This window comes from Pseudomonas lactucae, from assembly GCF_016937615.1.
In the GTDB taxonomy this organism is placed as follows: domain Bacteria; phylum Pseudomonadota; class Gammaproteobacteria; order Pseudomonadales; family Pseudomonadaceae; genus Aquipseudomonas; species Aquipseudomonas lactucae.
On sequence record NZ_JAFHKI010000022.1, the window covers coordinates 1 to 14,024 of the forward strand.

The following is a 14,024-nucleotide window of genomic DNA, read 5'->3' on the forward strand; positions in this document are numbered from 1 at the left end:
GTGTACGGCCGGGGTTGCTGGGCCGCGCTGGCCGGGTGTCGGGCTGTCGGAGGGCATCGTGCCCATGGCCATCTTTGGTTTCGCCGCGGGATTGTTCATTTTGGCCGCGCAATTGGTGCTGTATGCCAGCGCCCCACCCGCTTATCCCGTCGCGGTGCGGGCCACCGGCGTGGGTGCGGCGTGGCCATCGGCGACTGGGGTCGGTGGCCGGGCCGCTGGCCGCCGGGCAACTGCTGGCAGCAGGCGCCGGCACCACGGGCGTGCTGCTGGCGACCTCACCCGGTCTGGTAATCGCCGCACTCACCATCATCAGCGTGATGGTGCGTACGGCGCCACTGGACCTGCCCGGTACGCCGGCGTCTAGAACTGGTGCAGCCAGTTGAGCACCAGTTTGTCGCCCTGGGTGCGGTTTTGCGCCTGCTGCTCAAAGTAGGCGTTCACCGACAGCACGTTCTCCTTGTTGAACGCGTAGACCAGGCCTGGGCCGATGGCCCAGACCTTTTCGCGACGCCCGCTTACCGCGCTGCCATCGACCTTGGTGTCGGTGATCTGCTTCAGCCAGTAGCCATTCAACCCCACGCTCAGTTGCTGGCTCACGGCATATTGCAGCGTCAGGTTGGCATGCAAGGCCTGGCCGGCCTGGGTGCTGGAAACATCACCGAAGCCGGTCGCCGGGTCATCGTTCTTGCCATTCCACAGGTACATGAAACGTCCGCTCGCCGACCACGTGGAGTTGAACCAGTAGGTGGCCGCGTAATACGGGTTGAATGACCAGAAGTTGCTGCCGGGGTTGATCGAGCGATTGCGGTCATAGGCACCCACCGGCACCGTTATATCGGCCTCGACGCGCTGGGTCAGCAACGGGCTGCCGTCAGCGCGGCTCACAGTCGGCAGTTGCAGGAAAGGCCCGACTGTCAGATCGCCGAATCCCGCGCGGGAACTCAGCGCCGCGTTGCCCAGACCGTCATCGACATCCACATGGGCCAGCGACGTATTGATCAGGGTTATGCCAGGCATCGCGCCGTTGGCCAGGGGTTGGCCGACATAGATGATCTGCGTGGTCGGCGCCACCACCTCCACGTCCTGCCGGGGCAGCGCCAGCTTGTTGCCGTGGGCATCGTTGAAGCGACTGGCGCGGGAGTAGGTCAGGTATTCCTCCAGGTACCAGCCGGGACCGGCGGGTGCGGGCGAGCCATCATAGAAACTGGTGCTGCCCAGGTTGAGGCCGGGCAAGTCGTAGGCGTAGGCGGTCGATGACAGCGCGACAAACGTCGTGGCCGCGACCGTGCGCAAGATAGGCTTGAGCATCTTGTGTGTCCTGTATTTTTGTTGTTGTTCAAGACCCCCGGCGCGGTGCATCCGCGCCGGGGCTTAAGGCGGTCGCAGCGCCTACACGTAGGTGGCCGCCAACCCGCCATCCACCGGCAGATTGACGCCGTTGACCCAGCGCGACGCGTCCGAACACAGGAAGGCAATCACCGCCGCCACCTCGTCGGCCATGGCCGGACGGGTCATGCGCTGGCCGTCCTGGGCCACGCGTTCAGGGCCGAGCATGCTGATGAAATCGCCCAGAATCGGTGTGAACACCGGTCCCGGCGCGACGCAGTTGATGCGCACACCGTGGTCGCGAAACCACGCCTGGGATTGCGCAAAGCTCCAGACAATCAGCGCCTCCTTGAAGTACTGGTAGCACGTAGCCTGTTCGACCGGATGATCCTTGAGCCATTGCTGCCCGGCGCTGTAGCTTTCAGTGCTCGCCAACGCCTTGTGCTGCGCCAGCCGTTGCGGCCACTGCGCGCCGAGGATCGAGGCGACATTGACGATGCTGCCGCCCACCGGCATGCGTGGCAGCAGCGCCTGAGTGAAATGGCGCAGCCCCAGGTAGTTGACTTCGGCGACCGTCTGCACCGGCGCGGTACCGGGCACGCCGGCAATGTTGCAGAGCACATCGACCCGCGCCGGCAAGCGTGCCACCAGAGCATCGATGCTGGCAGGGTCGCCCAGGTCGGCGTGGAAAAAACCGTCCAGGGTCAGTTGCGGTTCATGGCGATCGACACCGATCACCCTGGCGCCCTGAAAACGCGCCAACTGCGCAACCTCGGCACCAATGCCCGAAGCGACGCCCGTCACCACCAGGGTTTTGTTGTACAGATTCATGTTCAAGCCCTCTTATTGTTGTATAGGCACACGCCATTCATTGCGATGAGCCGAGGCTCAGAAGGGATAGGTCGGCGGGGTGTCCTTGACCGTGACCCATTGCCATTGGGTGTATTCGTCCCAGTCCGCCGGGCCGCCCACGCTGCCGCCATTGCCCGAGGCGCCGCGCCCGCCGAAGGGGTTGCTGCATTCATCGGCCACGGTCTGGTCGTTGATGTGCAACATGCCGCAGTCAAGCCGCTCACCGATGGCCATGGCGCGGCCGATGGAAGGCGAGATGATCGCGGCCGACAAGCCGTATTCGGTGAGGTTGGCCAGCTCGATGGCCTCCTCGTCGGTGGCAAAACTGACCACCGTCGCCACCGGCCCGAACATTTCCTCATCGAAGGCGCGCATGCCTGGACGCACCCCGCTGAGGACGGTCGGCCGATAGAACAGGCGGTCGTACTCGCCGCCGACTTCAATGCGCGCGCCGGCCTGCACACTGTCATGGACGATGGCGTGGACGCGCTCCAGCTGGCGCTTGTTGATCAGCGGGCCGAGCGCCGCCTCACCCCGCGCCGCATTGCCGACGGTCAGCGCGCGGGCCTTGTCGACCAGCTTGCGCGTGAGCGCTGCGGCGATGGTGTGATGGGCAAGGATCAAGCCGGTGGCCATACAGATTTGCCCCTGGTGCAACCAGCGCCCCAGGCCGCATTGCTGGCCGCCAGGTCCAGGTCAGCGTCCTCCAGGACAATCAATGGGTTCTTGCCGCCCAACTCCAGCGCGACTTTTTTCAGGTTGCGCCCGGCCACCTCGGCGACCTTGCGTCCGGCGGCCGTGGAGCCGGTGAACGCGATCATGCGCACATTGGGATCGCGGCACAGCGCCTCACCCGCTGGCGCCGCCCCCCGGCAACACGTGCAGCAGGCCCTTGGGCAAGCCCGCCGCTTCGAACAACCGCGCAATCAGAAAGCCGCCGCTGACCGGGGTTTGCGGGTCGGGCTTGAGCACCACCGCATTGCCCGCGGCCAAGGCCGGCGCCACCGAGCGCATCGACAACACCAGCGGGAAATTGAACGGTGAGATCACGCCGACCACACCGTGGGGCTGGCGCCGCGCATACGACAGGCGCCCGGCCGCACTGGGCAGCACCACGCCGTGGGGCTCGGATAACATGCCGGCCGCCTGGTGCAGCAATACAATCGCCTCGCGTACTTCATGGGCGCCCTTGAACAGCGCCCCGCCGGTTTCCCTGGCGACATACAGCGCCAACTCATCGAACGCCTGCTCGGCACATTCAGCCGCCTTGCGAAACACCTGCGCACGTTCCCGTGGCCCCATTGCGGCCCAGGCCGGCTGGGCCAGCGCCGCGCTGCGACAGGCCACGGCGACATCCGCCGCATCGGCCATGGCACAGCGCATCATCGGCTCGCCGGTGGCCGGTTCGATCACGCCGATGACCTGGCCTGAAGCCGGTACCCAATCGCCGTTGAACACGCATTCGGCCTCAAGAGAGGGTTGGAGCAGGTGGGTTGTTTCAGACACTGACATGGCAACTCCCGGTTCTTGTAATTGTCATCCGTTCGCGCAGTGCGCAAACGCCGCACAACACCTAGAGCAAAGGCTGTGCCGCTTACCGCGAACACACCGCACGCGCAGCGCCGAGGCGTCTGTTTCGCGGCTTGCGTACAGCCTGGCGCAAACCGCAAGGCAGCACGCCGACGAAAACCCGGGCCGGGCACTTGTTCAATTGAGAAGGTTATGTTTAATAACTATCTGAGCAGTTACTCATATCGTTCATCAGCTCTGCAGGGGCATAACAATGACTAATCCCCACAGCGCGTTGCCCGACGACCGGGCGAGCACCGCGCACTATCATCCGCGTGGCGACAGCCGCCACCTCAACGACAGCAGCTCGCCTACGCCCGCTGAGCTGACTGACTGCCTGTTCTTCTCTCCCGAAGATGGGCGCATCTGGCTCAACGACCAACGCATGCTGCTGCTGCACAGTTCCTCCTTCGGCGCCCTGCGCAGGGAAGTCATCGAGCGCCTGGGGCTTGAGCAGGCACGCGGCCTGTTCACACGCACCGGTTACGCCTCCGGCGCGCGCGACGCCCGACTGATCCGTGAACGCTGGCCGCAGGCGGACGCCGCCGCTGTGTTTCGCGCCGGCACGCACCTGCACACGCTGGAGGGCATGACCAAGGTCGAACCGCTGCACTTCAAGTTCGATGCCGACTCGGGGTTCTATGAAGGCGAGTTTCTCTGGCACCACTCGTGCGAGGCCGATGAGCATGTGGGCGCCTACGGCATTGGCCAGGACCCGGTGTGCTGGACCGAAACCGGTTATGCCATCGGTTTCGTCAGTGGCCTGTTCGGGCAACTGGTGATTTTCCGTGAGGTGCAATGCCGGGGCATGGGCCATGGCAGTTGCCGGGTGATCGGCAAGACCGTCGAGCAATGGGGCGATGTCGAGCAGGACCTGCGTTACCTGAACGTGTCCCAAGCCGTCAGCCATACCGTCGCGGCGCCCACGCCTGACAGCCCGGCCGCCAGCCGTACCGGCGTCAGCGAGCCCCACCCGTTGGTGGCGCCAGTGCGGCGTTCAACGCGGCGATGCAGGCCCTGCAACGCGTTGCACGCACACCCGCCACCGTATTGATCAGTGGGGAGTCCGGCGTGGGCAAGGAAATGTTCGCCCGCCAGTTGCATCAGCTCAGCGCCCGTCGTGACGGCCCGTTTGTGGCGCTCAATTGCGCGGCCATCCCCGACAACCTGATCGAGGCCGAACTGTTCGGTGTCGAGCGCGGCGCCTACACCGGCGCGACGCACTCACGGCCCGGGCGTTTCGAGCGCGCCCAGGGCGGCACGCTGTTTCTGGATGAAATCACCAGCCTCAGCCTGGCGGGGCAAAGCAAACTGCTGCGGGCGTTGCAGGAGCGCGAAATCGAGCGCGTGGGGGGCGTGCGCGGCATCCAGGTGGATGTGCGGGTGGCGGCGGCGACCAATATCGATCTGCGCAAAGCGGTGGCGGATGGCACGTTTCGCGAGGACCTGTTCTACCGGCTGAATGTCTACCCCATCGCCCTGCCGCCCCTGCGCGAGCGCCGGGATGACATTCCGCTGTTGATCAACGCGTTCCTCACGCGCTTCTGCCAGGACTATGTTCGCACGCCCGCCGGGCTGACCATGCGGGCCTTGAAAGTCCTGCTGCGCTACGACTTCGCAGGCAATGTGCGCGAACTGCAGAACCTGATCGAGCGCGGCTTGATCGCCAGTGACGAAGGCCAGGCCATCGACCTGATGCACCTGTTTCGTAATGAGCCGCTGCCAACGGACGCGTACAGCCTGGACGACCAGGGCAGCTTGTCAAACACCGCAGCGGTGGTGCGCCCTGCCCTGCTGGACACCCTTGGCCAGTTGGACCAGGGGTTTTCCATCGAGGGCCTTGAGTCACGCCTGATCAACGAAGCGCTGCAACGCAACGCCGGCAACCTGGCCGCCGCCGCCCGGCTGGTGGGGCTCAGCCGGGCTCAATTTGCCTATCGATTGAAGAAACACCAGCGGCAAACCCCTTAAGTGTTCGAGCGCAGACGGCGTGCCTGGCAATCAGTGCTTTAAAAGCTTTATCCAATTAAGTATTTTGCAGGGATAACGGGGCGACGAACGCCCCTCACCTTGTGACAAGGACCTCCCCGTGAGCGGACTGCGTGAACGTCAGAAAGCCGAGCGACGGCAAGCCATCAGCCAGGCAGCCATCGAACTGTTCGAGCGCCAGGGCTTCCAGAACACCACCATCGAACAGATCGCCAGCCAGGCCGGCGTGTCGCCGCCCACGGTGTTCAAGTACTTCGGCAACAAGCAGGAAATCATCCTGGAAATCCTGCACCACGCCGATCAGCGCGCCATCACCGACACCCGCAGCCTGATCAAGAACATTGAAGATCCGGTCGAGGCAATGTGCCATTTAGAGCGGCTGTTGACCGGTTACGCCCTGGAGGTCATGCACCCCAACTTATGGCGCGAGCTGCTGCCGTTGATCCTGTTCGGCGGCAGCAACGAACTGCCCGCAGGCTACCGGGCCATGAACGATGCACTCAGGGCCGAAATCAGCCAACTGCTCAGGGAGCTGCAAGAGGCCGGCAAACTGCGCCCGCAACTGGATGTGGAATTGGCCGCGTTCCTGTTGAACGACTACTCACACCTGCAACTGTTCAGGCTGGTGAATCAGGAGCAGCCGGATATCGAGGCGCACTCGTTGCAGGTGCGGCGTATTACTGAGTTGCTGTTTTATGGGATGCGGGTCTGATAGACCACCGACGTAGCCTCACCTGGGTGCGGCGCCTGCTATGCGCAACCAACTCTCCCCTGAAGCGCGCGACCTATGTAGTCCAATGGCTATGTACTCGCGCCCATGCTCAACACTCAGTAAAACCGATAACACCGAATCACCACCTGATCGGCGCTGGGGTACTGCACCAGCCCGATGAAACTGGCACGACTCAGCCAATCCAACCGCCCCTTGGGCACCTGAAACACCGGCGTGCACGTGCAGCGATACTCCGTCTCGGGAATCGGCCATTGCCCCTCGCGCTCCAGCTGGCGACCATACTCCGTCATGTTCAGCAGCCCCCGGTTACGCAGGTTGATCAGTTCGCCCTGATCCGTTCTGAGGCTGTAACGCGCGTCCAACTGACCCACGCCGTCAGGGCGCAAAAGAAACAGATCCTCACCGCCCGCCAGCACCTGGCCGCTGACACCGACCCCTTCGAATGTCCCACCCACAATCGGGTAATTGCAGCGCACTCCGTCGACGCTGTCTCCCAGCATCACGCCCGGCCCTATCGCAACGCGCAAGGTCAGCACGCGCTGCAAGTTGGGCGCCACGGCCATCAAGTCCAAAGGTTCAGTCATGGTGCAACTCCAGGCCCGGCGCGCATGCACCGGGCCATACTGCTCAACGGTTAGTCTTGATCGCCGTCCAGGTGCGGTTGCGGATACGCTCCACGGCAGCTGGCACCGGTTCCAGGGCGAACAGCGTCTTGCGCGCCGCATCCGGCACATACATGTTCGGATTGTTGCGGATACTGGCGTCCACCAACGCGGTGGCGTCCTTGTTCGGGTTGGGGTAGCCGATCTGGTTGCTGATGCGGGCAATCACATCCGGACGCAGGATGTAATTGATGAACACGTGGGCTTCGGCCAGGTCCGGCGCATTGGCCGGGATCATCATCACATCCGACCACATCGGCGCGCCTTCCTTGGGCAGGGCCATCTCGACCTTGACGCCCTTGCCGGCGGCATCGGCCAGGCGTGTGGCCAGGGCAACACCGCCGGACCAGCCCACGCCGACACAGATATCACCGTTGGCCAGGTCCATGCCGTAGCGCGACGAGTTGAAGTAGGTGATGTAGGGGCGGATCTTCATCATCAAGGCCTGGGCCTGCGGGTAGTCCTCGCGTTTCTGGCTGTTGGGGTCCAGGCCCTTGTAGTGCAGGGCAATCGGCAGGATTTCGTTACCGGCATCGAGAAAGCCCACGCCGCAGCTGGCGAGCTTGGCGAGGTTTTCTTCCTTGAAGATGATGTCCCAGCTGTCTATCTGCACGTCGGGGCCCAGGGCCTTGCGCACCTTGTCGACGTTGTAGCCGATCAGCGTGGTGCCCCACAGGTAAGGCGCGGCATAACGGTTGCCGGTGTCGCCCACCGCCTCCAGCGATTGCATGAATGGCGGGTCCAGGTGCTGCCAGTTCGGCAATTGCTTGCGGTCCAGCGGTTGCACGGCGCCGGCCGTGATCAAGTGCCCAAGGTTGGCGGTGCCGGGGAACACCACGTCATACCCGGAGTTGCCCGTCAGCAGCTTGGACTCCATGGTCTCGGCACTGTCGAACACATCGTAAATCGGGCGAATGCCGGTTTCTTCCTGGAAGCTCTTGAGCACGTCAGGAGGCAGGTACTCGATCCAGTTGTAGATGCGTACGGTGCGTTCTTCGGCCAGGCAAAAACCGCTGATCAACAATGAAGCAAGCGTGCCCAGCAAGGTGTTGCGCAAAAAACCATTCATGATCAAAACACTCCAGCGCGGCCGCGATGGCTCGCAGCACTTAATAGCGATAGGTGAAATACAGCTCCAACGCACTGAACTTCTGGTCGTTGCCGAACACCTGCTTGGCAGCCGCCAGTGGCTTGACCCAGTTATAGGAAAGCGAGCTATAGAACGACGGCGTTGGCGTCCAGTCGAGGAATATCACGCTTTCATCGGCAAACCGCCGATCATTGACCGCCGCGCCCATGTAGTTCTTCTCATCCAGCCAGAACTGGTAGTGAATCGCGCCGAGGGTCAGGGTTTCGTTGAGGTGGGTCTTGAGTGAGAACTGCTGGACGTTTTCGTTGCTGTTGAACAGCAGGTAGTTGCCGACCACATCACCGACCAGCCACGTGCTCCAATCGACGAAGCCTTTGCTCAGTGGGTCCCAGGCTTTCTGACGGTTATCGGCCAGGTTGTCGTCACCGGAAAAACTCGCGTAGCGATAACCGATGACAGGCGTCAGCGGCAATGCGCTGAAGGCATAGTCGGCCTGGCCGTACCAGGCGTTGGCATCATAGTCGACTCCCTCGCCGCTGCCGCGCTCCAGTGCGTACTCGGCATTCAACGTCAGGGCCTGGACACCGGGCACCTTGGCATTGAGCGCCCGCAGGTTGTACACCTGCATGCCGTCGCGACGACGCGGCAACGTGCTGCCTTTGGGGCCCAGGGCGTTGACCTTCAGGGCCATGGCGCCCAGCGTTACCTGGTCATCAAGGGTGTAATCGAGGTTGACGCCGGTCATGCGGAAATCGCCCAGGTCATCATCGGTGCGCAAGGTGAAGACCTGCGATTTCAGCGCGCCGTGGTTCCAGGCCAGGATCGCCGAGTCCTCGAAGGCTGTGCGCGGGCCCAGCCAGTAAGCGGCGTCCTTGAACTGGTCGAGGTTGCCGTCCATGACAATGAAGCCCGTACCGATCATGTAGTTCTGGCGCCCGGCGGTGAACGTCCATTCGCCGGCGCGAAAACCGCCATAGAGTTCCTCGGCCGCGACCTTGCCATCGGAGCTGCGGGTAAAGCCGCCCGCATCGCCGTCGCCAAATGTGGTGGCAGCCACCAGCGACCCGCCGGCCAGCAGACTGAAATCGGTTTGCACCGCGTACTCGAGCTTGACGCCCGGTTTTACGTAGAACTCTTGCCAGTCGATCCGGGTGCCGCCATTTTTTCCGTTGCGCGCATCGACCCGGCCGCGACCGAAGTTGACGCCACGCGTGGACAAGGTTGCACCGCCTGCCGTGAGATTGACTTCACCCTTGAGGTTACCGTCCTCAAAGGTATAGCCCGCCCACGCGACATGGGTGGTCAGGGGTAAGCCGAGCGCTAAGAGCGCTCGTAAGAAACGCTTGGTGAAAACCATAAGAAGCTCCTGTGGAATTATTGTTGTTACAGGGCAGTCAATGGCGACGCAGCGCGCCGCCAACACCTGGCCAGGCCAGGTGAATAGAACGCAAGACGCTTATTGTTTTAGGTGTGTCAGTGGCTCAGGTGGTCGGCGATGGCACGCAGCATGCGCACGCTGTCGCCATCGAACGGGCTGACCGCGTCGGTCAGCGAGGATTGCTTGACGATCACTACGCCCGACGGCTTGTCGATGAACAGGTACTGGCCATGAATGCCGCCGGCCATCAACGCCTGGCTGTGGTCGTTGAACACGTACCACTGGCTTCGATAGGAGGCACCCGGCGTCCAGCTGGAGAACTCGGTATTTTGCGCGTAGACCGCAGGGTCGGCACCGGCGGCGATACGCGCCACGGTCTCGCGAGACAGCAGTTCGACCCCATCGTGACAGCCATCGCTGGCCAGCAGCCGGCCAAAACGCGCCATGTCTCGCAAGGTGGCGCTGAAGCCGGCCCCGGCCACATTGCGCCCCCAGGGATCGGCCATGAAATAGCCGTCGCGCTCGCACCCCAGGCGCGCCCAGATATCCTCCAGCATCGCGCTGCAGGCCTTGCCCGAAGCACGCTCCATCACCCACGCCAGGGCTTCGGTGGTGGCCGTCACGTAGTGGAAAAAACCACCGTGATCGCCGCGCTTCTTGAGCGACGGCAAATACGTGTACAACGATTCGAACTGGGCGTATTGCGCCGGGGCCGGTTGAAAGCCGCAGGCGTAACCGTACTGGGAACTCTCCGAGTTGGGATCGTCATACACCTCGCTGTAGTCGATGCCCACCGCCATGTCGAACAGCTGGCGCACCGTGGCATCGCCAAACGCGCTGCCCACCAGTTCGGGCACGTAGTACGCGGCCGGCAACTCGGGCCTGAGCACGCCTTGGGTGACCAGTTGTTCGCCCAGGGTGCCGATCAACGACTTGGTCACCGAGAACATGATGTGGCGGTCACAGGCGCGCTGCCCGTTGAAGTAGCGCTCGAACAGCACCGTGTCACCCTGCATCACCACAAAAGCGTCGGTCTGGCTGGCCACCAGATGATCGATGACGCTGATGCTCAACCCGCACTCGCTGTCGAAATACAGTGCGTCCAGTGCTGTCGGGACGTGCTTGAGCGCAGCCACTGGCATCGCGCCCGCCTGCACGTCGATGGTGGGACGCAGACGCGCCAGGTTACGAAAGCCCCATTGGCTGAAGGGCGAACGCATCCAGTTGCTCCATGTGACGCGGTATTGCGGCGCTGCCGGAAAGCCCTGCATGAGTGACGGTGCCAAGCGCGGCGCGGATAAGGACTCGGCGGTCTGGACGTACAGACTGGCCAGTGACGGCGTGATTTTCTGACCCATGGCATAACCCTGGAAATGACTCTGCATGCGAGCAGATGCGCAGCAATAATTAACCGGGCAATATTCTTTAGTCAATAAATGTTTTTATTTAAATAAATAAACCGCTGCCGCGACTGCGCCGCTAGCAGGTTGCCAGTATTTACGCCACGCAGCGGTGAGCTAGCCTTGATGGGGGACGGCTCGTTACCCAGGAGCCCTGCGTAAGCCGCATGGAGATAACGATCATGAACCTGCGCCTGCTGATATTTTTGATGACTGTCTCTGCCTCTGCGACTGCCTTGGCGGCGGCGTGTGATGTCTATACCCGCACCCAGAGTGACCAAGTGCCGATGGTTGAACAACACACCTGTTATGCCTACGAAGGCATGCCCTCCGAAGCCATCGACTGGTCATGCAGCAACGAACAAAAAGACATGCTGATCACGCAAAAAAGCCGGGTTGCCCAATGCCCCGGCGACTACGCGGCCAGTTGCAAGGCCACATTGACCCAGGAAGCACTTGCCAACCCGCATGCCACCGCCAAGGCCCCGGGCCACACAGGCGCTGTGCTTCCCGGCAACGCTCGTATGGTGACTTATCACTATGCGGCGCAAGACCTCAAACAGGCCAAAATCGATTGCGAGAAAGACGGTGGGCAGTGGACATGGCAGTCCGCTCAGTAGACAGCGCCGCGGCCATCGGCGCCGCCCCGCTCGTCCAGCGCTAAGCCTGTTCGCCCGCCAGCGCACGCTGGTGAAAATGCGGCAGCCATTTCAAGGCATGCACCGACGCGGCCAGTTGAACGTCCTCACGCCCGCCCATGAAACGCTCCTTTCGACTGAACACACTGAGCCCTCGGGCGGTGCGATAGGCCCAGGCAAAACAGATCGTCCCCGCCGGTATGCCATCGACATCCTCGGGGCCGAGGATGCCGCTGGTAGCCACCGCCACATCGGCAGGGCTGTCGCGTAACGCGCCCCTGGCCATCTCGCACACCACCTCGCAACTGGTGAGGTTGAACGTCTCGATCGTGCCGGCGCGCACGCCCAGCAAGCGTTGCTTGGCCTCTGGCGAGTACACGACGTAACCACTTTCAATCATTGACCCACTGCCCTCGACTTGCGAAAGCAGCGTGACGATCTTACCGGCCGTACAGGACTCGGCAGTCGTCAGCACCAACTGGTTGCGTTTTAGATAGTCGACGGTGGAAGCCGCTACGGACATGGTTTTACCTCCTGCATCTTTAACATCCGATTGAACGCCCGTTTGGCCGGGCCTTCTAAGTACTTGCATGCCTGAACCCGGCAAGCTCCGCCCCGAAAACGACCATGGAAGGACCCCAGCAATGAAACAAGCCAACCGGGAAACCATCCTCCAATCGCTCTGCCTGACGGTGGCCGTTACTTTTCTGACAGCCTGCGCCGGCAATAACTCCGTTTCGAATGTCGTGGCGCCCGGCACCCCCACCTCGCCGACCACGCGCGCGCTCGACGCTGGCGCCGGGCTGCTCCAATCGCGTCCGCCCATCGAGGCGTTGAACGCTTATCTGGACGGCTTTCACTTCTACAACGGCCATCCCGATGTGCAAATGGAGGCGCATCACTATTGCGCCATCCTCAACGAAGAGGTGATCCAGTGTGTGATCTACGACGGCAACCGCAAGGACGCCAAGTTGATGGGCGTGGAGTACATCATCAGCGAGCAGTTGTTCAACACCTTGCCCGCCCCTGAAAAGGCCTTGTGGCACAGCCACGTGCATGAGGTGAAATCCGGGCAACTGGTCGCGCCGGGCATTCCCGAAGTGGCCGAACATGCCCTGATGGAAAAGCTGGTGCACACCTATGGCAAGACCTGGCACACCTGGCATACCGACCTGCACAAACGCCTGCCGCTGGGTGTGCCCCAGTTGATGATGGGGTTTACCGCCGATGGTCAGGCTGACGCGCGCATGGTCACCGAACGCGATCAGCAACTGGGCATCGACAGCCGCGAGAAGAAGCGCGCCCGTGTCGATATCCGCGCGCCAGCTATCGCACCCGGTGCGGATGCATGGCGCCAAGGCAATGTCATCCAGATCGCTGATCCGACCGAAACGCCCCATCAGCACTGATGGCGCCACCGGGTCATCGAGCGTAGGAGCTCGTAACAAGCAAACGAACCACACGCCGGGGCAACCGCCCCCTTTTACTGAGAGGTAAACCAGCATGTCTTACGACTATCAAGGTAACGCCACTGTCATCACCGCATCACGCCATCTGGGCACGCCATCGGATGAACGCCTGAATGAATCAGTCGATATCCAACTGACCAGCAGCGGCAAACCCACCATTGCCCGCCTGGATTTCCACGCGCCGCTCGACTGGCCCGGCAACCCAAACTTCGTCACGGTCAACCTGCCGGAAGGCACGTCCGTGAGCGGCATCATCGCCGAGATTCAACGCCCTCAGGACGGACCGGGCTGGGTGACATTCACCGTGGACGACTGAGGTGTTCAATACCCGTCATCGCGTTGTCGGACAATTTTTTGAATCTTTTCTGACGCCCTAAATCTTTAGTTCATGAGCACAAGGAGGCCTCATGAAACACAACGGTTTATTCACAATTCGGTACCAACTCCACGGTGAGCAAAAGTCGTTCGTCGTGCGTGCGGGGCAAATGAACAATGCCGAGGCGTGGCATTGGGCCAGCTGCGATGCCGGCGTAGCGGTCATCCCCAGGTTTGGGCAACACACTGTCAAGCGTGTGTCCAAACCCATGGCGGAAAAATACGGCATTACGGACGTGCGCTGGAGCAGCGCCGCAGAGATCGAGTGGGCGGAGGCCTGACACAATGAACAGCCACATCCTGGGTTACACAACAAGACAGACATGGGATGAAGAGATCGCGCAAAACACCGAAATGTTCTTTGAGGCCGATCGACTGGACGCGCAAGCGTACAAAATCATCGAGTCCTACAGCGGCGATCCGGTGACCTGGGCGCGCTTCCTCGAAGCCAAGAAACTCGCGGACGCGCAACGCACTGCCGCTTATCGAGACTGGATGCGCATTCGACGCGCCATGCGCAAGTAACTATCCGCTCACCACAAG

14 protein-coding genes and 3 pseudogenes are annotated in these 14,024 nt (G+C 62.2%); 8 read left to right on the forward strand and 9 right to left on the reverse strand.

The annotated features are described in order from the left end of the window. Positions 1-383, forward strand: a pseudogene (locus tag JWR98_RS04720) (3-(3-hydroxy-phenyl)propionate transporter MhpT); the annotation flags it as partial. Here JWR98_RS04720 and JWR98_RS04725 read toward each other — a convergent pair. From JWR98_RS04725 to JWR98_RS30070, 4 genes and pseudogenes are all read right to left on the reverse strand, one after another. Then, positions 361-1,308 (reverse strand): SphA family protein, encoded by a 948-nt coding sequence (locus JWR98_RS04725; protein WP_205489387.1) that lies wholly within the window; start codon positions 1,306-1,308, stop codon positions 361-363. The pseudogene JWR98_RS04720 and the gene JWR98_RS04725 sit on opposite strands and share 23 nt — an antisense overlap. An 81-nt stretch (positions 1,309-1,389) precedes the next feature. Next, positions 1,390-2,157 carry a coniferyl-alcohol dehydrogenase gene (locus JWR98_RS04730; RefSeq protein WP_078732640.1) on the reverse strand — a complete coding sequence of 256 codons (768 nt, stop codon included), beginning with the start codon at positions 2,155-2,157 and terminating at the stop codon, positions 1,390-1,392. Between the two features lie 57 nt (positions 2,158-2,214). Beyond that, positions 2,215-2,999 (reverse strand): annotated as a pseudogene (locus JWR98_RS30065) (aldehyde dehydrogenase family protein). A gap of 28 nt (positions 3,000-3,027) precedes the next feature. Further along, the gene (locus JWR98_RS30070; RefSeq protein WP_425273151.1) at positions 3,028-3,690 is read right to left on the reverse strand and encodes an aldehyde dehydrogenase family protein; all 663 of its coding nucleotides are present in this window, start codon (positions 3,688-3,690) and stop codon (positions 3,028-3,030) included. 271 nt (positions 3,691-3,961) lie between these two features. Between JWR98_RS30070 and JWR98_RS04740 the strand changes: the two are divergent. Together JWR98_RS04740 and JWR98_RS04745 are read left to right on the forward strand one after the other, a co-directional pair. Further along, positions 3,962-5,718, forward strand: a pseudogene (locus JWR98_RS04740) (sigma 54-interacting transcriptional regulator). 118 nt (positions 5,719-5,836) lie between these two features. Next, positions 5,837-6,448 (forward strand): TetR/AcrR family transcriptional regulator, encoded by a 612-nt coding sequence (locus tag JWR98_RS04745; RefSeq protein ID WP_078732637.1) that lies wholly within the window; start codon positions 5,837-5,839, stop codon positions 6,446-6,448. A 116-nt stretch (positions 6,449-6,564) separates the two neighbouring features. Here JWR98_RS04745 and JWR98_RS04750 read toward each other — a convergent pair whose 3' ends face one another. The 4 genes from JWR98_RS04750 to JWR98_RS04765 all read right to left on the reverse strand — a co-directional run bounded on the left by JWR98_RS04750 (position 6,565) and on the right by JWR98_RS04765 (position 10,957). Beyond that, positions 6,565-7,053 carry a DUF3237 domain-containing protein gene (locus JWR98_RS04750; RefSeq protein WP_078732636.1) on the reverse strand — a complete coding sequence of 163 codons (489 nt, stop codon included), beginning with the start codon at positions 7,051-7,053 and terminating at the stop codon, positions 6,565-6,567. A gap of 43 nt (positions 7,054-7,096) precedes the next feature. After that, positions 7,097-8,200: a polyamine ABC transporter substrate-binding protein gene (locus tag JWR98_RS04755; RefSeq protein ID WP_078732635.1), complete on the reverse strand. Its 1,104-nt coding sequence runs from the start codon at positions 8,198-8,200 to the stop codon at positions 7,097-7,099. A 40-nt stretch (positions 8,201-8,240) separates the two neighbouring features. Beyond that, complete coding sequence (locus tag JWR98_RS04760; RefSeq protein ID WP_205489388.1) at positions 8,241-9,578, reverse strand: alginate export family protein; 1,338 nt, start codon at positions 9,576-9,578, stop codon at positions 8,241-8,243. A gap of 116 nt (positions 9,579-9,694) precedes the next feature. Further along, positions 9,695-10,957, reverse strand: a complete 1,263-nt coding sequence (locus JWR98_RS04765; protein ID WP_205489389.1) for a serine hydrolase domain-containing protein — start codon at positions 10,955-10,957, stop codon at positions 9,695-9,697. Positions 10,958-11,181: 224 nt separating this feature from the next. On the opposite strand from JWR98_RS04765, the gene JWR98_RS04770 reads away from it, so the two are divergent. Next, positions 11,182-11,619, forward strand: coding sequence for a hypothetical protein (locus JWR98_RS04770; RefSeq protein ID WP_078732632.1), 438 nt, complete (start codon positions 11,182-11,184; stop codon positions 11,617-11,619). Positions 11,620-11,659: 40 nt separating this feature from the next. Here JWR98_RS04770 and JWR98_RS04775 read toward each other — a convergent pair whose 3' ends face one another. Beyond that, a complete protein-coding gene (locus JWR98_RS04775) occupies positions 11,660-12,160 on the reverse strand; it encodes a CinA family protein (protein ID WP_078732631.1) in 501 nt (166 codons plus the stop codon). A gap of 121 nt (positions 12,161-12,281) precedes the next feature. Between JWR98_RS04775 and JWR98_RS04780 the strand changes: the two genes are divergently transcribed. From JWR98_RS04780 to JWR98_RS04795, 4 genes are all read left to right on the forward strand, one after another. Then, positions 12,282-13,046: an OBAP family protein gene (locus JWR98_RS04780; RefSeq protein ID WP_205489390.1), complete on the forward strand. Its 765-nt coding sequence runs from the start codon at positions 12,282-12,284 to the stop codon at positions 13,044-13,046. Between the two features lie 94 nt (positions 13,047-13,140). After that, a complete protein-coding gene (locus JWR98_RS04785) occupies positions 13,141-13,422 on the forward strand; it encodes a hypothetical protein (RefSeq protein WP_078732629.1) in 282 nt (93 codons plus the stop codon). A gap of 91 nt (positions 13,423-13,513) precedes the next feature. After that, entirely contained in the window at positions 13,514-13,762 is a 249-nt protein-coding gene (locus JWR98_RS04790; protein WP_078732628.1) for a DUF6555 family protein, read from the forward strand. Between the two features lie 4 nt (positions 13,763-13,766). Next, entirely contained in the window at positions 13,767-14,006 is a 240-nt protein-coding gene (locus JWR98_RS04795) for a hypothetical protein (protein WP_003174486.1), read from the forward strand. Positions 14,007-14,024: the final 18 nt, after the last annotated feature.